At 70.5% G+C, this 19,463-nt stretch carries 18 protein-coding genes; all 18 read right to left on the bottom strand.

All coding sequences use genetic code 11. The features are described 5' to 3' along the window. Positions 1-3: 3 nt before the first annotated feature. The 18 genes from atpA to ACF1DX_RS04755 all read right to left on the bottom strand — a co-directional run bounded on the left by atpA (position 4) and on the right by ACF1DX_RS04755 (position 19,384). The gene (gene atpA / locus ACF1DX_RS04670; RefSeq protein WP_391789800.1) at positions 4-1,593 is read right to left on the bottom strand and encodes a F0F1 ATP synthase subunit alpha; all 1,590 of its coding nucleotides are present in this window, start codon (positions 1,591-1,593) and stop codon (positions 4-6) included. Between the two features lie 135 nt (positions 1,594-1,728). Next, on the bottom strand, positions 1,729-2,544 hold the full coding sequence (locus tag ACF1DX_RS04675; protein WP_391789801.1) for a F0F1 ATP synthase subunit delta: 816 nt from the start codon (positions 2,542-2,544) through the stop codon (positions 1,729-1,731). Beyond that, entirely contained in the window at positions 2,541-3,092 is a 552-nt protein-coding gene (locus ACF1DX_RS04680) for a F0F1 ATP synthase subunit B (RefSeq protein WP_030223820.1), read from the bottom strand. Before ACF1DX_RS04680 ends, ACF1DX_RS04675 begins: the two co-directional genes overlap by 4 nt. A 42-nt stretch (positions 3,093-3,134) precedes the next feature. Beyond that, a complete protein-coding gene (gene atpE / locus ACF1DX_RS04685; RefSeq protein WP_030860414.1) occupies positions 3,135-3,359 on the bottom strand; it encodes an ATP synthase F0 subunit C in 225 nt (74 codons plus the stop codon). 77 nt (positions 3,360-3,436) lie between these two features. Then, positions 3,437-4,276: a F0F1 ATP synthase subunit A gene (atpB, locus tag ACF1DX_RS04690; protein WP_030860412.1), complete on the bottom strand. Its 840-nt coding sequence runs from the start codon at positions 4,274-4,276 to the stop codon at positions 3,437-3,439. A 210-nt stretch (positions 4,277-4,486) separates the two neighbouring features. After that, positions 4,487-4,924, bottom strand: coding sequence for a hypothetical protein (locus ACF1DX_RS04695; protein WP_391789802.1), 438 nt, complete (start codon positions 4,922-4,924; stop codon positions 4,487-4,489). Between the two features lie 312 nt (positions 4,925-5,236). Then, positions 5,237-6,562, bottom strand: a complete 1,326-nt coding sequence (locus tag ACF1DX_RS04700; RefSeq protein ID WP_391789803.1) for an MraY family glycosyltransferase — start codon at positions 6,560-6,562, stop codon at positions 5,237-5,239. 138 nt (positions 6,563-6,700) lie between these two features. Beyond that, the gene (gene glyA / locus ACF1DX_RS04705) at positions 6,701-7,939 is read right to left on the bottom strand and encodes a serine hydroxymethyltransferase (protein WP_391789804.1); all 1,239 of its coding nucleotides are present in this window, start codon (positions 7,937-7,939) and stop codon (positions 6,701-6,703) included. A 226-nt stretch (positions 7,940-8,165) separates the two neighbouring features. Beyond that, positions 8,166-8,843, bottom strand: coding sequence for a protein-tyrosine-phosphatase (locus ACF1DX_RS04710; protein WP_391789805.1), 678 nt, complete (start codon positions 8,841-8,843; stop codon positions 8,166-8,168). Next, entirely contained in the window at positions 8,840-9,487 is a 648-nt protein-coding gene (locus tag ACF1DX_RS04715; protein WP_073932492.1) for an L-threonylcarbamoyladenylate synthase, read from the bottom strand. The genes ACF1DX_RS04710 and ACF1DX_RS04715 overlap by 4 nt, the downstream gene beginning before the upstream one ends. Positions 9,488-9,540: 53 nt before the next feature. Then, positions 9,541-10,386 (bottom strand): peptide chain release factor N(5)-glutamine methyltransferase, encoded by an 846-nt coding sequence (gene prmC / locus ACF1DX_RS04720; protein ID WP_391789806.1) that lies wholly within the window; start codon positions 10,384-10,386, stop codon positions 9,541-9,543. A 27-nt stretch (positions 10,387-10,413) separates the two neighbouring features. Further along, entirely contained in the window at positions 10,414-11,481 is a 1,068-nt protein-coding gene (gene prfA, locus ACF1DX_RS04725; protein ID WP_391789807.1) for a peptide chain release factor 1, read from the bottom strand. A gap of 105 nt (positions 11,482-11,586) precedes the next feature. Continuing rightward, positions 11,587-11,808: a 50S ribosomal protein L31 gene (rpmE, locus tag ACF1DX_RS04730; RefSeq protein ID WP_015657814.1), complete on the bottom strand. Its 222-nt coding sequence runs from the start codon at positions 11,806-11,808 to the stop codon at positions 11,587-11,589. Between the two features lie 196 nt (positions 11,809-12,004). Further along, positions 12,005-13,090 (bottom strand): LCP family protein, encoded by a 1,086-nt coding sequence (locus ACF1DX_RS04735; protein ID WP_391789808.1) that lies wholly within the window; start codon positions 13,088-13,090, stop codon positions 12,005-12,007. A gap of 188 nt (positions 13,091-13,278) precedes the next feature. Next, positions 13,279-15,318: a transcription termination factor Rho gene (gene rho / locus ACF1DX_RS04740; protein WP_391789809.1), complete on the bottom strand. Its 2,040-nt coding sequence runs from the start codon at positions 15,316-15,318 to the stop codon at positions 13,279-13,281. 402 nt (positions 15,319-15,720) lie between these two features. Further along, positions 15,721-16,638 (bottom strand): homoserine kinase, encoded by a 918-nt coding sequence (gene thrB / locus ACF1DX_RS04745; RefSeq protein WP_391789810.1) that lies wholly within the window; start codon positions 16,636-16,638, stop codon positions 15,721-15,723. 388 nt (positions 16,639-17,026) lie between these two features. Further along, complete coding sequence (thrC, locus tag ACF1DX_RS04750; protein WP_391789811.1) at positions 17,027-18,085, bottom strand: threonine synthase; 1,059 nt, start codon at positions 18,083-18,085, stop codon at positions 17,027-17,029. 6 nt (positions 18,086-18,091) lie between these two features. Then, positions 18,092-19,384, bottom strand: coding sequence for a homoserine dehydrogenase (locus tag ACF1DX_RS04755; RefSeq protein WP_391789812.1), 1,293 nt, complete (start codon positions 19,382-19,384; stop codon positions 18,092-18,094). Between the last annotated feature and the right edge of the window lie 79 nt (positions 19,385-19,463).

Consider the following 19,463-nt stretch of genomic DNA (forward strand, 5'->3'; position numbering starts at 1 on the left):
ACGTCACTTGGCGGCGGACGGGGCGTCCTCGCCGAGCAGCTTGCCGTCGCTCGTCTCGAACTGCTTCTTGAAGGCCGCCACGGCGTCGCCGATCGCCTGGATCGTGTCGTCGGACATCTTGGCGCCCTCCTTGATGGAGGTCATCAGGCCCTGCTCCTGGCGGTGCAGGTACTCCAGCAGCTCCTTCTCGAAGCGGCGGATGTCGGCGACCGGCACGTCGTCCATGCGGCCCGTGGTACCGGCCCAGACGGAGACGACCTGGTCCTCGGTGGCCATCGGCTCGTACTGGTTCTGCTTCAGCAGCTCGACCATGCGCTGACCGCGCTCCAGCTGCGCCTTCGACGCGGCGTCCAGGTCGGAACCGAAGGCGGCGAACGCCTCCAGCTCACGGAACTGGGCGAGGTCCACGCGCAGACGGCCGGAGACCTGTCGCATCGCCTTGTGCTGCGCGGAACCGCCGACTCGGGAGACGGAGATACCGACGTTCAGCGCGGGGCGCTGACCGGCGTTGAACAGGTCCGACTCCAGGAAGCACTGGCCGTCGGTGATGGAGATGACGTTGGTCGGGATGAACGCCGACACGTCGTTGGCCTTGGTCTCGACGATCGGCAGACCGGTCATCGAGCCCGCGCCCATGTCGTCGGAGAGCTTGGCGCAGCGCTCCAGCAGACGGGAGTGCAGGTAGAAGACGTCACCCGGGTAGGCCTCGCGGCCCGGCGGGCGGCGCAGCAGCAGGGAGACGGCGCGGTAGGCGTCGGCCTGCTTCGACAGGTCGTCGAAGATGATCAGGACGTGCTTGCCCTCGTACATCCACTGCTGGCCGATGGCCGAACCGGTGTACGGCGCGAGGTACTTGAAGCCGGCCGGGTCGGACGCCGGGGCGGCGACGATGGTCGTGTACTCCAGCGCGCCGTTCTCCTCCAGCGCGCGGCGGACCGACGCGATGGTGGAGCCCTTCTGGCCGATGGCGACGTAGATGCAGCGGACCTGCTTCTTCGGGTCGCCGGTGCGCCAGTTGTCACGCTGGTTGATGATCGTGTCGACGGCCAGGGCGGTCTTGCCGGTCTGGCGGTCGCCGATGATCAGCTGGCGCTGACCACGGCCGATCGGGGTCATGGCGTCGACGGCCTTGTAGCCCGTCTCCATCGGCTCGTGCACCGACTTGCGCTGCATGACCGTGGGGGCCTGCAGTTCGAGGGCGCGGCGGCCCTCGGTCTCGATCTCGCCGAGGCCGTCGATCGGGTTGCCGAGCGGGTCGACCACGCGGCCGAGGTAGCCCTCGCCGACGGCGACGGACAGCACCTCGCCGGTGCGGGTGACCGGCTGGCCCTCCTCGATACCGCTGAACTCACCGAGGACGATGGCACCGATCTCGCGCTCCTCGAGGTTGAGGGCGAGGCCGAGGGTGCCGTCCTCGAACTTCAGCAGCTCGTTCGCCATGGCCGAGGGAAGGCCCTCGACCTTGGCGATGCCGTCGCCGGCAAGGGTGACCGTGCCGACCTCCTCGCGCGAGGCCGCGTCCGGCTTGTACGACTGGACGAAGTTCTCCAGCGCGTCCCGGATCTCCTCCGGCCGGATCGTGAGCTCCGCCATCTGAGTTCCCTGCTCTCCTTGTTGGGCCCGAAGTTTCACTTGGGGGGATATGGGGACTCCCCCCGATACGAGGTGAATCCTCTGCACGGCCCAACCAGGGCCGTAATTACGTACTGCTATGAAGAAATGCGCTGCTCAGCCGGCCAGCCGACGGCCGGCGTCCTCGAGCCGGTCCGCGATGGAACCGTTGATGACCTCGTCGCCGACCTGCACCCGGATCCCGCCGACGACCGCGGGGTCGACGTCGAGGTTGAGGTGCATACGGCGGCCGTAGAGCTTCGCGAGGGCGTCGCCCAGGCGCTGCTTCTGCCGGTCGCTCAGCGGCACCGCGGAGGTGACGACGGCCACCGTACGGTCCCGGCGCTCGGCGGCGAGCTTGGACAGGGACTCGAGTCCCGACTCCAGGCTACGTCCCCGCGGCGCGGTCACAAGACGCGTGACCAGACGCTCGGTGGCCGTGGCCGCCCTGCCGCCGAGCAGGCTGCGCAGCAGCGCGCCCTTGGCGGAGGCGGTGGCGCTCCGGTTGGTCAGCGCGGCACGCAGCTCGGTGCTGGAGGAGACGATCCGGCCGAACCGGAACAGCTCGTCCTCGACGTCGTCGAGCGCGCCGGCCTTCTGGGCGGCGGTGAGGTCGGCCACGGAGGCCAGTTCCTCCAGTGCGTCCACCAGGTCGCGCGACTGCGACCAGCGGGAACGCACCATGCCGGTCACCAGGTCGGCGGCCGGGCCGCTGACCTGCGAGCCGAGCAGGCGCCGGGCCAGGTCGGCCTTGGCCTCACCGGCCTGCGCCGGGTCGGTGAGGACCCGACGCAGCGACACCTCGCGGTCGAGCAGCGCGGTGACGGCGGCCAGCTCGTCGGCGAGCGAGCCGGCGTCCACGGACGTGGAGTCCGTCAGCGCGTCGAGACGCTCGCGTGCGGCTGCCAGGGCCTCGCGGCTCGCTCCGTTCATCGCGCGGCCTCGGCCTTCTGGTCGAGCTCGTCGAGGAAGCGGTCGATCACGCGGCTCTGCCGGGCGTGGTCCTCGAGGGACTCGCCGACGAGCTTGCCGGCCAGGGTGGTGGCGAGCGTGCCGACGTCCTGGCGCAGCGCGGACGCGGCGGCCTTGCGGTCGGCCTCGATCTGCGCGTGGCCGGCGGCGATGATCTCCTCGCGCTGACGCTGGCCCTCGGCCCGCATCTCGGCGATGAGCGTCGCACCCTGCTCCTGCGCCTCCTGGCGCAGACGCGCGGCCTCGTGCCGGGCTTCGGCGAGCTGAGCCTTGTACTGCTCAAGGACGCTCTGGGCCTCGGTCTGAGCGGCCTCGGCCTTCTCGATACCGCCCTCGATGGCCTCGCGGCGCTCTTCCAGGACCTTGTTGATGGTCGGGAGGAGCTTCTTGGCGAGGAAACCGAAGACGATGACGAAAGCGATGAGGCCGATGACAACTTCCGGCCACGGCGGAATGAGGGGATTCTCCTTCTCACCCTCAGCCGCCAGGAAAACCAGGGCGGAGTTCACATCAGTGCCTTTCGTCGAAAGGGTCGGTCGTCAGTGCTCGTCTTAGTAGACGAACGGCATGACGAGACCGATCAGGGCGAGCGCCTCACAGAAGGCGAAGCCCAGGATCTGGTTGGCGCGGATCAGGCCGGCGGCCTCGGGCTGGCGGGCGAGGGCCTGGGTGCCGTTACCGAAGATGATGCCGACGCCGACGCCAGGACCGATCGCGGCGAGACCGTAACCGATGGAACCGAGGTTGCCGTCGACAGCAGCGAGCATCTGGGACATGGCCAGTTCTTCCTTCTCTTTACGGACCGGTGGGGGTTGGCCACCGGACGACTACGGGGGGTGGGAACCTGGGTCGCTCAGTGGTGCTCGGCGAGCGCGCCCTGGATGTACGTGCAGGTCAGCAGGACGAAGACGTATGCCTGCACGGCCTGGATGAAGAGCTCGAAGAGCGTCATGACGATGACCATGGTGAACGACACGGCGGAGAAGGCGATGCCGATGCCGTTGAGCATGTACCAGCTGGCGATCGTGAAGAGCAGCAGCAGGGTGTGGCCCGCGAACATGTTCGCGAAGAGTCGCACGGCGTGCGTGAACGGGCGGACCAGGAGGTTCGAGAAGAACTCGATGGTCATCGACAGCGGGAGCACCGCGCCGAGGGACTTGTCGTAGCCGGTGACGTTCTTGAAGAAGCCGACGAAGCCGTGCCGCTTGAAGGTGAGCGAGACCCAGGTGATGTAGACGATCAGGGCCAGCACCAGCGGGTAGGCGATGATCGACGTCACCGGGAAGGCGGCGACGGGGATGATCGACCAGAGGTTCATCATCCAGACGAAGAAGAAGAGGGAGACGGCGAGCGGGACGTACTTCTCGCCCTCGCGCTTGCCGAGCGTCTGGTACACGATGCCGGTGCGGACGAAGTCGTAGCCGGCCTCGGCGACCATCTGGAGCTTGCCCGGGACGAGCTTGGGCTTGGCGAACGCGGCCCAGAAGAAGCCCACGACGATGATGGAACCGAGCAGCGCGAGCAGCATCGGCTTGTTGAAGTACAGGCCGTTGCCGTCTGCGTCGCCCCAGAGCGGCTCGAAGAGGAACGAGTGCAGGCCCGGAGCCGGGAAGCCACAACCGTCGAACAGGTGGCAGTCGGTCTCGAAGGCGAGCACCTGCGTCGGGTCAGCACTCACCGCGGGCTCCTTCATCGTGGCGCATAGGTACGGCAACCTCGTTGTGTCGGCGCGGCGCACGGCCGCGGTTCGGCACGGGACTGGTGGTTCGGATGTAAGGGCGGCTGGGGGGCATCTCGCCTCGCCATTGAGCAGGCGTCAGCTCGGATGCCCGCGCCCGCGATGCCGCAGTTGGCACCGGACGATAGCAGGAGTTCCGGGGCCTCTTTATCCCGGGCCTACCCCTCACGAGGAGTGCCCCGAGTTTCCGGGCTTTCCGGCCGTCGTCGACTCGGGTTCGACGTAGAGGATCTTGGACTTCATGTGCGCGCGCGTCTGTGCGGCGATCCACACGAGGGTGGTGCCGACCAGCGTGAGAGCGAAAGCCTTGGGGTGGAACAGGGTGGTGTCCCGGAACAGGGCGACGAAGACGAACAGCAGCAGGATCTGTGCCGCGTACAGCATCAGCCCCATGGCCTGGAACAGGTGCGGGAGCGTTTTGGCGGTGCGCTGCAGTACGTAGAGGCCGATCCCCATGAAGAGGATCACCACCACGGTCGCGACGAGCGCCCCGATCGCGCCCTTGCCACCGGCGACCACCGCGCTGACGACGGCGGCGACAGCGCCGGCGGCAGCCGTGGGCACGGCGGCCTGGGCCAGGATCCGGACGTCAGGGGACGGCATGGCGGCAACTCCGCTTTTCGCAGGGGGCAGGGTGTCGTCATGGACGAGCGTAGACCCCCGGGCCGAGGGTGAATTCCTCACGCCGGTGAACCGTCGCACTGCGGTTCCTTGGCTGTATCCGGGGTTCTCGTGAACGGTATCACAAACTATTTGATGCAGTCTTTACCTGTTCGGTGTGCTTGCCGTCACACATGAGAGTGAATCTGCGCGTCTGAGCAAGAACGCGGCCCGTTTGTCTGGTATTGGGGCGGTTCGCACACCCAACGAGGACCCAACGAAGCCCCACGACTTGGCAATGCTCTAGTCGGATTCTTACCTTGACCGTGACCGGTCGGCCAGGCGTGCGCGGGGGCCGACGGCGGTCGCGCCGTTGACACCGGAGACACCCGCGGCGACCGGGGTGCGGTGGTCGTCGTCGGCGGACCCGGGGTCCGCCGGGACCGACGCGTCCGGGGCGACGGCCAGGGCCGCCCGCCGGCGGCGCCGGTAGCGCGGCGGGACGAAGGCCTCCGCCCAGCGCGGGGCGCGCGGCGTGAAGCGGGGCAGCAGAAGCAGGACGAGGCCGAGCGCGGAGAGGATGACGACGCCCAGCACGATCCACATCGACGCCGAGTTCACCGAGTAGGTCAGCGCGCCGAAGCCGATCAGCGCCGACCAGAAGTACATGATCAGCACCGCCCGGCTGTGCGAGTGGCCGATCTCCAGCAGCCGGTGGTGCAGATGCCCCCGGTCCGCCGCGAACGGCGACTGACCGCGCCAGGTGCGCCGCACGATCGCCAGGATCAGGTCGGCGGCCGGGATCGCGATGATCGTCAGCGGCATCACCAGCGGGATGTAGACCGGCACCATCTGGTGCACCGTGCTGCGCTCGGACCCGCCGAACAGGCTGTCCGGGTCCACCTGTCCCGTGATGGAGATCGCGCCCGCCGCCAGGACCAGACCGATCAGCATCGAGCCCGAGTCGCCCATGAAGATCCGCGCGGGGTGCATGTTGTGCGGCAGGAAGCCCAGGCACATGCCCATCAGGATGGCCGCGAACAGCGTCGCGGGGGCGGCGGCCTCGATGCCGTACGAGTACCAGATGCGGTAGGCGTACATGAAGAACGCGGCCGCCGCGATGCACACCATGCCGGCGGCGAGGCCGTCGAGGCCGTCCACGAAGTTGACCGCGTTGATGGTGATGACGACCAGCGCCACCGTGAGCAGGGTGCCCTGCCACTGGGTCAGCGCGACCGTGCCGACGCCCGGGACGGGCAGCCACAGGATCGTCAGACCCTGCATGACCATCACGCCCGCGGCGATCATCTGACCGCCCAGCTTGATCAGCGCGTCGATCTCGAACTTGTCGTCCAGCACACCGATCAGCCAGATCAGCGCGGCCCCGGAGAGCAGCGCCCGCGGCTCGTTGGACTTCTCGAAGAGCTGGCCCAGGTTGGTGAGGTGGTCGGCGGTCAGCAGACCCGCGCACAGTCCGAAGAACATGGCGATACCGCCGAGCCGCGGAGTGGGTTCCCGGTGCACGTCACGTGCCCGGATCTCCGGCATCGCCCCCGCCACGATCGCGAACTTCCGTACCGGCCCTGTCAGCAGGTACGTCACCGCGGCCGTGATGCAGAGCGTCAGCAGGTATTCACGCACGGGCTTCCCCACAGGTCTCGCTGGCCATCACAGCCCCACACCCTAGCGAGGCACGCATACGAGTGGGGACTTCCGGGTACGGACGATGGTTGCACGCGTGACGGTGCGTCCGTGCCGCCTCCCCCGGAACCGGCCCGCTCAGCGGGGGTACGGCGGGAACGCCGCGGCCAGTTCCCGTACGTCCTCCCGGGCCCGCGCGGGCTCGGTACCGCCCCGCAGGACGCTCGCCAGCAGCCCCGCGACGAACACCATCTCCCTCGCCCCCATGCCCTGGGTGGTCACCGCCGCCGTGCCCAGGCGCAGCCCGCGGTCGTCGTCGTGCGGAAGCGCACAGCAGTCCAGGACGAGCCCGGCCGCCGCGAGCCGGCCGCGCGCGGTGCGCCCGTCGACGCCGAGCGGCGCCGGGTCGGCGACGATCAGGTGGGTGTCGGTGCCGCCGGTGGTGACCGCCAGCCCCTCCGCGGCCAGCGCGGCGGCCAGCGCCCGCGCGTTGGCGACCACCTGGTGCGCGTACGCGGCGAACGCCGGGGTCGCCGCCTCCCCGAACGCGACGGCCTTGGCCGCGACGGCGTTCATCTGGGCGCCGCCCTGGCTGAAGGGGAAGACCGCGCGGTCGACGCGCTCGGCCAGCTCGCCGCCGCACAGGATCATCCCGCCGCGCGGCCCCCGCAGCACCTTGTGCGTCGTCGCGCACACGATGTCCGCGTACGGCACCGGGCTGGGCGCCGCTCCCCCGGCGACGAGACCCATGGGGTGCGCGGCGTCGGCGATCAGATACGCGCCCACCTCGTCGGCGACCTCGCGGAAGAACGCGTAGTCGATGTGGCGGGGGTAGGCGATGGAGCCACAGACGATCGCCTTGGGGCGGCGCGTGTGCGCGAGGGCGCGGACCTGGTCGCGGTCGATGAGCCCGCTCTCCGCGTCCACGCCGTAGCCGACGAAGTCGAACCAGCGGCCGGAGAAGTTGACGGGCGAGCCATGGGTGAGGTGACCGCCGTGGGGCAGGCCGAGGGCGAGGACCGTGTCGCCCGGGCGCAGCAGGACGGCGTACGCGGCGAGCACGGCGGACGAGCCGGAGTGGGCCTGCACGTTGGCGTGCTCGGCGCCGAACAGCGCCTTCGCCCGCTCCACGGCGAGGCGCTCGGCGACGTCGACGACCTCGCAGCCGCCGTGGTGCCGGTTGCCGGGGTACCCCTCGGCGTACTTGTTGGCCAGCGGCGAGCCGAGGGCGGCCAGCACGGCCGGCGACATGAAGTTCTCGGCGGCGATCAGCTGAAGCGAACTCGACTGCCGCTCCCACTCCGCGAGCAGCACACCGGCCAGCTCGGGATCCTGCCGCCGCACCACATCGACCTCAAGGGCATGCCCGACCGTCATACCGCCCAATGTATGCCGCACACCCCGAAAACGCCCCCGTTGCTCCACCCGACGTCGCTGCGGGCATTCACCCACCCGCCCCGCTGTGGGCAGCCGCCCCGCCCCCGCTGTGGGCAGTCGTTCCGCAGGGCGATGGGGGTACCTCCCATGCCTTTCGGGCAAGAGGGAGGGTGGGCCAGCGGAACAACGCCGGAGGCCTGCGAACCCACCCCCGGCAGCAGCCGGCCTACGCCCGGGCCGGCACCCCGGTCAGCGCCGTCACCACCGGATCCAGCGCCTCGAATATCTCGTCCCCGATCGACCGGAAGAACGTCAGCGGCGCCCCGTACGGGTCGTACACCTCGTCCGCCTCGGCCGTCGGCGCCAGCAGCCACCCGCGTAGAGCCGCCGCAGCCCGCACCAGCGCCCGGGCACGCATGACCAGCCCCTCGTCCAGCGGAGGCAACGTCGCCGGATCGATCGCGTTGACCAGCCGCGTGAACTCCTTCAGCGTGAACGTCCGCAGCCCCGCCGAATGCCCCATGGAGATGACCTGCGCCCGGTGATCCCGCGTAGCGGTCAGCACGAGGTCCGCCCGGATCACGTGCTCGTCCAGCAGCTCCCGCCCCACGAACCCCGACGCGTCCGCCCCGAACTCCGCCAGCACGGTCTCCGCGTGGGCCTCCATGGGCGCGCCCTCGTGCCCCCAGGTCCCCGCGCTCTCCACGATCAGCCCGCCGCCCAGGATCCCCAGCCGCTGGCTCACGAAATGCCGGGTCAGCCGCTCGGTGAGGGGCGAGCGGCACACGTTTCCGGTACTGACGTGGAGGATGCGGAAGGTGTCACGCGGAAATCCGAAGGTCGTCGTGATCTCCGCGCTGGATTCCCCGTTGCCTATGCCACGCCCCGACTCAGGGGCCGTCAATTCGCCACCTCGAGGTCGGGTACCACCTTGCGCAGCTCCTCCGGCGAGATCGCGCCCTCGCGCAGCAGCACGGGCACGGGCCGGGTGACGTCGACGATGGAGGAGGGCACGTTCCCCGGGGTGGGTCCGCCGTCCAGGTACACGGAGACGGAGTCGCCGAGCATCTCCTGCGCGGCGTCGCAGTTCTCCGGCGCCGGGTGACCGGTCAGGTTCGCCGAGGACACGGCCATGGGCCCGACCTCGGTGAGCAGCTCGATGGCGACCGGGTGCAGCGGCATCCGCACGGCGACCGTGCCCCGGGTGTCCCCGAGGTCCCACTGCAGCGACGGCTGGTGCCGGGCGACCAGCGTCAGCGCGCCCGGCCAGAACGCGTCGACCAGTTCCCAGGCCAGCTCGGAGAAGTCGGTGACCAGGCCGTGCAGGGTGTTCGGGGAGCCGATGAGGACGGGCGTGGGCATGTTGCGGCCCCGTCCCTTGGCGTCCAGCAGATCGGCGACGGCCTCCGAGGTGAACGCGTCGGCGCCGATCCCGTACACGGTGTCCGTCGGCAGCACCACGAGCTCGCCCCGGCGGACGGCGGACGCGGCCTCGCGCAGACCGGTCGTGCGGTCGGTCGCGTCGTTGGTGTCGTATCGGCGAGCCATCTAGCGGGCCTCCTCGTACGGGTGCTGCTGGGGGAATGAAGTATGCGGGGTGCTCACGGCAGCGCCTTGCGGGCGGTGGCGAACCGGGGGCGGTTGTTCAGGTCGGGGTGGTCGGCCGCGTCGGCCCACCCGCGTTCCTCGGCGAAGATCCACGGGACCTGCCCGCCCTGGGTGTCGGCGTGCTCGACGACGACCACCCCGCCGGGGCGCAGCAGCCGGTGCGCGGTGCGCTCCAGGCCGCGGATCAGGTCGAGGCCGTCCTCACCGGAGAACAGCGCGAGGTCGGGGTCGTAGTCGCGGGCCTCCGGGGCGACGTATTCCCACTCGGTGAGCGGGATGTACGGAGGGTTGGAGACGACCAGGTCGACCTGGCCGTCGAGGTCCGGGAAGGCCGTCAGGGCGTCTCCCTGGCGCAGCTCGACCCGTGACCCCTCCATGTTCTTGCGGGTCCACTGAAGGGCGTCCTCGGACAGCTCCACGGCGTACACGCGCGAGCGCGGCACCTCCTGCGCGAGCGCCAGCGCGATGGCGCCCGAGCCGGTGCACAGGTCGACGATGCAGGGCTCGACGACGTCCATCGCGCGGACGGCGTCTATCGCCCAGCCGACCACCGACTCGGTCTCGGGGCGCGGCACGAACACTCCGGGGCCGACCTGGAGCTCCAGGTAGCGGAAGTACGCCCGCCCGGTGATGTGCTGGAGCGGCTCGCGGGCCTCACGGCGGGCGATGACCTCCCAGTACCGGGCGTCGAAGTCGGAGTCCTTCACGGTGTGCAGCTCGCCGCGCTTGACGCCGTGCACGAACGCGGCGAGCTCCTCCGCGTCGGTTCGCGGCGAGGGCACGCCGGCGTCGGCGAGCCGCTGGGTGGCCTGGGCCACCTCGGCGAGCAGCAGGTTCACGACGGTCCTCCGGGCTGTCTACGGGATTTACGCGGCGGCGAGCTTGGCGGCGGAGTCCGCGTCGACACAGGCCTGGATCACCGCGGCGAGCTCCCCGTCCAGGACCTGGTCGAGGTTGTACGCCTTGAAGCCGACGCGGTGGTCCGAGATGCGGTTCTCCGGGAAGTTGTACGTGCGGATCTTCTCGGAGCGGTCGACGGTGCGGACCTGGCTGCGGCGGGCGTCGGCCGCCTCCCGCTCCGCCTCCTCCTGCGCCGCCGCGAGCAGCCTGGAGCGCAGGATACGCATCGCCTGCTCCTTGTTCTGGAGCTGGCTCTTCTCGTTCTGGCAGGAGGCGACGACTCCGGTCGGAAGGTGCGTGATGCGCACGGCGGAGTCGGTGGTGTTGACGGACTGCCCGCCGGGTCCGGAGGACCGGTAGACGTCGATGCGCAGGTCGTTCGGGTTGATCTCGACGTCGACCTCCTCCGCCTCGGGGGTCACCAGGACACCGGCGGCGGAGGTGTGGATGCGGCCCTGCGACTCGGTGGCCGGCACGCGCTGCACGCGGTGCACGCCGCCCTCGTACTTCAGCCGGGCCCACACGCCCTGGCCGGGCTCGACCTGCCCGCGGGCCTTCACGGCCACCTGGACGTCCTTGTAGCCGCCCAGCTCGGACTCGGTGGCGTCGATGATCTCGGTCTTCCAGCCGACGCGCTCGGCGTACCGCAGGTACATGCGCAGCAGGTCGCCGGCGAACAGGGCGGACTCGTCGCCGCCGGCGCCCGCCTTGATCTCGAGGATGACGTCCTTGTCGTCGTTGGGGTCACGCGGGACCAGGAGCAGGCGGAGCTTCTCGGTGAGCTCCTCGCGCTGCTTCTCCAGGTCCTTGACCTCGGCGGCGAAGTCGGGGTCGTCGGCGGCCAGTTCGCGCGCGGTCTCGATGTCGTCGCCCGTCTGCTTCCAGGAGCGGTACGTGGCGACGATCGGGGTGAGCTCGGCGTAGCGCTTGTTCAGCTTGCGCGCGCCCGCCTGGTCGGCGTGGACCGACGGGTCGGCGAGCTTCTTCTCCAGGTCGGCGTGCTCGGCGACGAGTTCCTCGACGGCCTCGAACATCTTGGGCTCCTGCGATTGCGTGGGTGAAGGGCGGGCGACCAAAAACGCCGGTCCCGGCCTGCCCCCGGGTGGGGACGCGGCCGTGGACCGGCGGTATGGGGCTCGCTACTTCTTGGAGCCGGCGGCCTTGCCGAAGCGGGCCTCGAAGCGGGCCACACGGCCACCGGTGTCGAGGATCTTCTGCTTGCCCGTGTAGAACGGGTGGCACTCGGAGCAGACCTCGGCGCGGATGGTGCCGCTCTCGATGGTGCTGCGGGTGGTGAACGACGCGCCACAGGTGCAGCTGACCTGCGTCTCGACGTACTCGGGGTGGATGTCGCGCTTCAAGGTGTCTCCTAGGTTCGGGAGGGCACCGGGTCGCATCCGCGGGGTGCGGGAGCGTGAACCGGGGCCGACTTACCAGTCTGCCAGGACTGGCGCCATCACCCAAAACCGGGGGTTCGCGTTGTGTATTCCCTGCGGGCCGTCTGTGGTTTCTCGCGCCCACGCGGCGGAGCCGCACATCGATACAGCCCCGCGCCCCTCAGGGAGTCACCACGCCCCTCGTCTCACCCGTGGCCGTTCCTTCCGTGGCGCTCTTCGGGATCGGCTGGTCGTTCCTCAAGGCGTTCCAGACCTGCTGGGCCTCGGCTTTCTTGATCAGGACCCGGTTGGCGTCGGCCGGGTCGTAGGTCACCGGCATGGTGATCATGCGCAGGCCGGCGGGGGTGATGTCCTTCAGGCCGGACGCGAAGGACATCAGGGCGTTGACCGAGCCGAGGCCGGAGTCGGTGGTGACGGCCTTGGTGGCGGTGTCGGCGAGGTCGTAGAGCTTCTTGGGGCCGGTGAGGACGCCGACCTCCCCGGCCTGTCGTACCAGGGCCTTGAGGAAGGCCTGCTGGAGCCGGATGCGGCCGAGGTCGGAGCCGTCGCCGACGCCGTGCCGGGTGCGGACCAGGCCGAGGGCCTGTTCGCCGTCGAGCCGGTGGGTGCCGGCCTTCAGGTCGAGGTGGCTGTCCGGGTCCTCGATGTCCTCGCCGGTGGTGACCTCGACGCCGCCGAGTTCGTCGACGAGCTTCCGGAAGCCGGTGAAGTCGATCTCCAGGTAGTGGTCCATGCGCAGGCCGGTGACCGACTCGACGGTCTTCACCGCGCAGGCCGCCCCGCCCATGGTGTAGGCGGAGTTGAACATCACGGCGCGCGCGGCGGGGTGGGTGCCGCCGTCGGTGCCGGTGCACTCGGGGCGGTCGACGAGGGTGTCGCGCGGGACGGAGACCACACTCGCCCTCGTGCGGCCCTCGTGGACGTGGACGATCATCGCGGTGTCGGAGCGGGCGCTTGTGTCACCGGTGCCGCCGCCGAGCTCCTCGTTGCCGCCGGAGCGGGTGTCGGAGCCGAGGATCAGGATGTTCTCGGAGCCGTTGCGGGCCTCCTCGGGCCGGTCGGCGCCGAGGACCCGGTCGATGTCGAGGCTCTCGATGTTGCCGTCGAGCTTGAGGTACATGTATCCGGCGCCGGTGCCGCCGAGGGCGACGACGCCGGCGGCGGCCCAGGCCGCGGCCTTCAGGCCCCGGTGGCCCTTGCTCCGGCGTTCCTCGCCCCGGTGGCCCGGTGTGCTCTCGGCGTACATGTGCTCCTCGGCTCGTCCTCGGTCGGTCGCCCCCCGCACCCGGTGCCGGACCCGGCCGCCACCGCCGTACGACATCCATCGTCCCGCCGTCGGGGCGGACAGGAAAACGCAGGACCGGGCGGAGCCCTCGCCGTACGCAAAAGGGCCGCCCCCTCGCGGGAGCGGCCCTTCCGGCGGACAGCGTGACGTCAGTCGCCGTTGCCCGGCGTCGTCTTCTGGATCTGCATCAGGAACTCGGCGTTCGACTTGGTCTGCTTCATCTTGTCGAGGAGCAGCTCGATCGCCTGCTGCTGGTCGAGCGCGTGCAGCACCCGGCGCAGCTTCCAGACGACGGCCAGTTCCTCGTTGCCGAGCAGGATCTCCTCCTTGCGGGTACCGGACGCGTCGACGTCCACCGCGGGGAAGATGCGCTTGTCGGCGAGCTTCCGGTCGAGCTTGAGCTCCATGTTGCCGGTGCCCTTGAACTCCTCGAAGATCACCTCGTCCATGCGGGACCCGGTGTCCACCAGCGCGGTGGCGAGGATGGTCAGCGAGCCGCCGTCCTCGATGTTGCGGGCCGCACCGAAGAAGCGCTTCGGCGGGTACAGGGCGGTCGAGTCGACACCACCGGACAGGATGCGGCCGGAGGCCGGGGCGGCGAGGTTGTACGCACGGCCCAGACGGGTGATCGAGTCGAGCAGCACGACGACGTCGTGACCCAGCTCCACCAGGCGCTTGGCGCGCTCGATGGCGAGCTCGGCGACCGTGGTGTGGTCCTCGGCCGGGCGGTCGAAGGTCGAGGAGATGACCTCGCCCTTCACCGACCGCTGCATGTCGGTGACCTCTTCCGGACGCTCGTCGACGAGGACGACCATCAGGTGGCACTCGGGGTTGTTGTGGGTGATCGCGTTGGCGATCGCCTGCATGATCATGGTCTTGCCGGTCTTCGGCGGGGCCACGATCAGACCGCGCTGGCCCTTGCCGATCGGCGACACGAGGTCGATGATCCGCGTGGTGAGCACGCCCGGGTCCGTCTCCAGGCGGAGGCGGTCCTGCGGGTACAGCGGGGTGAGCTTGTTGAACTCCGGGCGGCCTCGGCCGTGTTCGGGCGCCATGCCGTTGACCGAGTCCAGGCGGACCAGCGCGTTGAACTTCTCGCGGCGCTCGCCCTCCTTGGGCTGGCGCACGGCGCCGGTGACGTGGTCACCCTTGCGCAGGCCGTTCTTGCGGACCTGGGCGAGGGAGACGTACACGTCGTTCGGGCCGGGCAGGTAGCCGGAGGTCCGGATGAACGCGTAGTTGTCGAGGATGTCCAGGATGCCCGCGACCGGGATCAGGACGTCGTCCTCGGTGAGCTGCGGCTCGGAGGCCATGTCGTCGCGGCCACGACGGCCACGGCGGTCGCGGTAGCGCCCGCGACGGCCACGACGGCCGCCCTCGAAGTCGTCGTCGTCGTGCTGCTGGCGGTCCTGCCGGCCGCCGCCGCCCTGCTGGTTCTGCTGACGGCCCTGGCCGCCCTGGCCCTGCTGCTGGTCGTCGCCCTTGCCGCGGCGGTCCCCGCGGTCGCCACGCTCACCGCGGTCGCCACGCTCACCGCGGTCACGGTCGCGGCCGCGCTCACGGCGGTCGCGGCGGCGTCCCTCGCCGTCGTGGTCGGACTTGGCGTCGCCCTGCTGCTGCGACTGCTGCTGGGCCGGGGTCTCGGCCTTGGGCTCGGCCTTCGCCTCGGCGGTGGCCGTCTCGGTCGCGGCGGCGGCCGGGGCGCCCGCCTCGGCGGTGGCCCGACGGCGGCGGCGCTCGACGGGAGCGGCCTCCTCGGCCTGCTCGGAGGCCTTCGGGGAGGGCTGGCCCGGGATCTCGATCTGCTGCTGGGCCGCGGCCTTCTCGGCGGGGGCCTGCTCGGCCTGGGCGTCGGTCTTCTTCTCGGCGGCCTCACCCGTACGGGTCCGGGAGGTGGCGCGGCGCTTGGGCTTGGTCTCGGCGGCGGACTCGGCCTTGGCCGGGGCGGTGCCTCCGGCGGCCTGCGCCTCCTTGATGACCTCGATCAGCTGGCTCTTGCGCATCCGCGCGGTGCCCCTGATTCCGAGGCCTGATGCGACCTGCTGCAGCTCGGCCAGCACCATGCCCTCGAGGCCGGTACCGCGGCGCCGCCGGGAGCCGGCACCGGTGGCAGGCGCGGAAGCGTCCGTGGCGGGCGCGGCAGCGGTCTCCTCGACACGTGCGCCCATCAGATCGGTGGTGTCGCTCACGAAGGGTCCTTCCCTGGAGCGGACGTCGGCCTGTCTGGCTCGGCGACCGGTTGTGCTGTCCGGCATCGGTCCTTGCTGTGTGAACCGTGCCGGGGCGGTTGTCCGCCTGAGCGGCGGAAGAGATATCTGGTGATGGCGCTTCCCCGAGCCGTGGCACCCAGTGTCACGTGGCGTGGTCGCACCGGTTCCGAAGCCCGCCCCGCGGGCCGTTCAGCATTCGCGTACGACGTACTGCCCGCGTACGTAGCAGAGAACACAGTGCGGCTTGGGGGGCTCCCGGAAGAATGTCTGTCCCGGACGGGGACACGAGGCACCTCGCCATGGTGGGGTCGGGTGCAGACTTGAGGTTAACACTACCGGATCCAACAAACATTCCCCCTCTCCAAATCCGGCGACCGTGTGTCAGGTGGCGAGCGGAAGCACGCTCGCGCCCCGCGCGTCGAGGCCGAGCCGGTTGGCGGCCCAGTCGTCGCCGGCCAGCGCTTCGACCTTGTCGGCCGTCTCCGCGTCCGCCAGCGCCATGACCGTGGGTCCGGCGCCGGAGATCACCGCGGGGATCCCATCCCCCCGCAGCCGCTCCACCAGGGCGGCGCTCTCGGGCATGGCCGGGGCGCGGTACTCCTGGTGCAGTCGGTCCTCGGTGGCGGGCAGCAGCAGCTCGGGGCGCCGGGTGAGGGCCTCGACGAGCAGGGCGGCACGGCCCGCGTTGGTGGCGGCGTCGACGTGCGGCACGGTGCGCGGGAGCAGTCCGCGCGCGGTCTCGGTGAGAACCGGCTTCCCGGGCACGAAAACCACCGGAACGATGGAATCGGCGGGCTCCATCCTGATCGCGCGGGCCGCGCCGCGCTCCATCCAGGAGAGGGTGAAACCGCCCAGCAGACAGGCCGCGACGTTGTCGGGGTGGCCCTCGATCTCGGTGGCGAGTTCGAGGAGCGCGGTGTCGTCGAGTTTGGCCTCGGCGCCTATGGTCACGGCGCGGGCGGCGACGATGCCGGCGCAGATGGCGGCGGAGGAGGAGCCGAGGCCCCGGCCGTGCGGGATGCGGTTGGCGCAGACGATCTCCAGGCCGCGCGGCTGCCCGCCGAGCAGGTCGAAGGCGGTGCGCAGGGAGCGTACGAGCAGGTGGCGCTCGTCGCGCGGGAGGGTCTCGCCGCCCTCACCGGCGATGTCGATGTGCAGTCCGGAGTCGGCCACCCGGACGACCACGTCGTCGTAGAGACCCAGCGCGAGGCCGAGGGCGTCGAAGCCCGGGCCGAGGTTGGCGCTGGTGGCGGGGACGCGCACCCGGACGGCGGCGGCGCGGAACGCGGGACCGGCCATCGCTCGAAGACTCTCCTTGAGCTGCGTGACTGTCGAATGACATTCGATGAACGTTCGAGGGCATTCGATGGACATTCGAGGGTGTACGAAACCCCCTGGGGTCAACCCCTGGGGGCCGACTCCCGGGATCGCCGCCGACCGGGGTGGCCGGCCGCTCTCCGGCCGCTCCGGGCCGCTTTCCGGACCACGGAGACGCCGCGATACCGCGGCATATGCGGCGGGCGGGTTCGGTACAGCCTATCGAAGGAAGGTTCAGTGGCGACATAGGGCGCACAGGAGGCGCACGATGCGTGTCGCAAGCCCCCCGTGCACCCCCTCTAGGGAACTTCCCCAGGTGGACGCCCTCTTACGCCCGCTGTGCGGGCCCGGTCGCGTCCGGCCGCCTGTGCTAGACCAGGCCGAGCCGCTCGGCGGCGGTCGCGGCGTCCACGGGGACGGTGACCGGCTGCGGGGCGCCGGCGACGGCCCAGTCCGGGTCCTTCAGGCCGTTGCCGGTGACGGTGCACACGATCCTCTGCCCCGGGTCGACCTTGCCCTGCTCGGCGGCCTTCAGCAGACCGGCGACCGACGCGGCGGACGCGGGCTCGACGAAGACGCCCTCCTGGGAGGCCAACAGCCGGTAGGCGCGCAGGATCTCACGGTCCGTCACCTCGTCGATGGCGCCGCCCGACTCGTCCCGCGCGGCGAGCGCGAAGTCCCAGGAGGCGGGGTTGCCGATGCGGATGGCGGTGGCGATGGTCGACGGGTCCTTGACGACCTCGCCGCGCACGATCGGCGCGCTGCCGGAGGCCTGGAAGCCCCACATGCGCGGCGTCCTCGTGCTGACACCGTCGGCGGCGTACTCCTTGTACCCCTTCCAGTACGCGGTGATGTTGCCCGCGTTGCCCACCGGCAGGACGTGGATGTCGGGGGCGTCGCCCAGCATGTCCACGATCTCGAAGGCTGCCGTCTTCTGGCCTTCTATCCGTACCGGGTTGACCGAATTGACCAGCGCCACCGGGTAGTTGTCGCTCAGCGCGCGGGCCAGCGTGAGGCAGTCGTCGAAGTTGCCGTCGACCTGGAGGATCTTCGCCCCGTGGACCAGCGCCTGCCCCATCTTGCCGAGCGCGATCTTGCCCTGCGGCACGAGGACGGCGGACACCATCCCGGCCCGCACCCCGTACGCGGCGGCGGAGGCGGAGGTGTTGCCGGTGGAGGCGCAGATGACGGCCTGGGCGCCCTCCTCCTTGGCCTTGGAGATGGCCATGGTCATCCCGCGGTCCTTGAAGGACCCGGTCGGGTTCGCGCCCTCGACCTTGAGGTGCACCTCGCAGCCCGTGCGCTCGGAGAGCACCTGCGCGGGCACGAGCGGCGTGCCGCCCTCGCGGAGCGTCACGACCGGCGTGGTGTCGGAGACCGGCAGCCGGTCCCGGTACTCCTCGATGATTCCGCGCCACTGGTGGGTCATTGCTGGTTACTCTCCTTCAACCCGCATGATGCTGGCGACACCGCGCACGGTGTCGAGCTTGCGCAACGCCTCGACGGTCCCGCCGAGGGCCGCGTCGGACGCACGGTGGGTGACGACGACGAGGGAGGCCTCACCGTCCTTCCCCGACTGGCGAACCGTATCGATCGAGACGCCGTGTTCGGCGAACACGGTCGCGACCTGGGCGAGAACACCCGGTTTGTCGGCCACGTCGAGGCTGATGTGGTACCGCGTGACGACCTCGCCCATCGGCGAGACGGGCAGCGCGGCGTACGCGGACTCACCGGGTCCGGTCGTCCCGCCGATCCGGTTCCGCCCCACGGCGACGAGGTCGCCGAGCACGGCGGAGGCGGTCGGCGCGCCACCGGCACCGGGCCCGTAGAACATCAGCTGCCCGGAGGCGTCCGACTCGACGAACACGGCGTTGTACGCGCCGCGCACGGAGGCCAGCGGGTGGCTGAGCGGAATCATCGCCGGATGCACCCGCGCGGTGACCGACGCCCCGTCCTCGGCCCGCTCGCAGATGGCGAGCAGCTTGATGGTGCAGCCCATCTCCCGGGCGGAGGCGAAGTCGCCGGCGGTCACCTCGGTCATGCCCTCGCGGTGGACGTCGTCGAGCCGCACCCGCGTGTGGAAGGCGATCCCGGCGAGGATGGCGGCCTTGGCGGCGGCGTCGAACCCCTCGACGTCGGCGGTGGGGTCGGCCTCGGCGTACCCGAGCGCGGTGGCCTCGTCGAGCGCCTCCTGGTAGCCGGCGCCCGTGGAGTCCATCTTGTCGAGGATGAAGTTGGTGGTGCCGTTGACGATGCCGAGCACCCGGTTGACCTTGTCACCGGCGAGGGACTCGCGCAGCGGCCGGATCAGCGGGATGGCGCCGGCGACGGCGGCCTCGTAGTAGAGGTCCTTGCCGTGCTCCTCGGCGGCGGCGTGCAGCGCGGCGCCGTCCTGGGCGAGCAGCGCCTTGTTCGCGGAGACGACGGACGCGCCGTGCTCGAAGGCGGTGGTGATGAGCGTACGGGCGGGCTCGATGCCGCCGATGACCTCCACGACGATGTCGAGGTCGCCGCGCTTGACGAGCGCGGTGGCGTCGGTGGTGACCAGGGCGGGGTCGATCCCCTCGCGCACCTTGTCGGGCCGCCGTACCGCCACGCCCGCGAGCTCCACCGGGGCCCCGATCCGGGCGGCGAGGTCGTCGGCGTGCGTCGTCATGATGCGCGCCACCTCTGAGCCGACCACTCCACAGCCCAGCAGCGCCACCTTCAGCGGACGCGTACGCATCATCCGACCTCGTTTCCTGATTACCGTCTCGGTTGCACCAGTCTCACTCACCGGACGGGACTTTCTGCGTTATGTCCGGATC

Source organism: Streptomyces sp. NPDC014676, from assembly GCF_043084105.1.
In the GTDB taxonomy this organism is placed as follows: domain Bacteria; phylum Actinomycetota; class Actinomycetes; order Streptomycetales; family Streptomycetaceae; genus Streptomyces.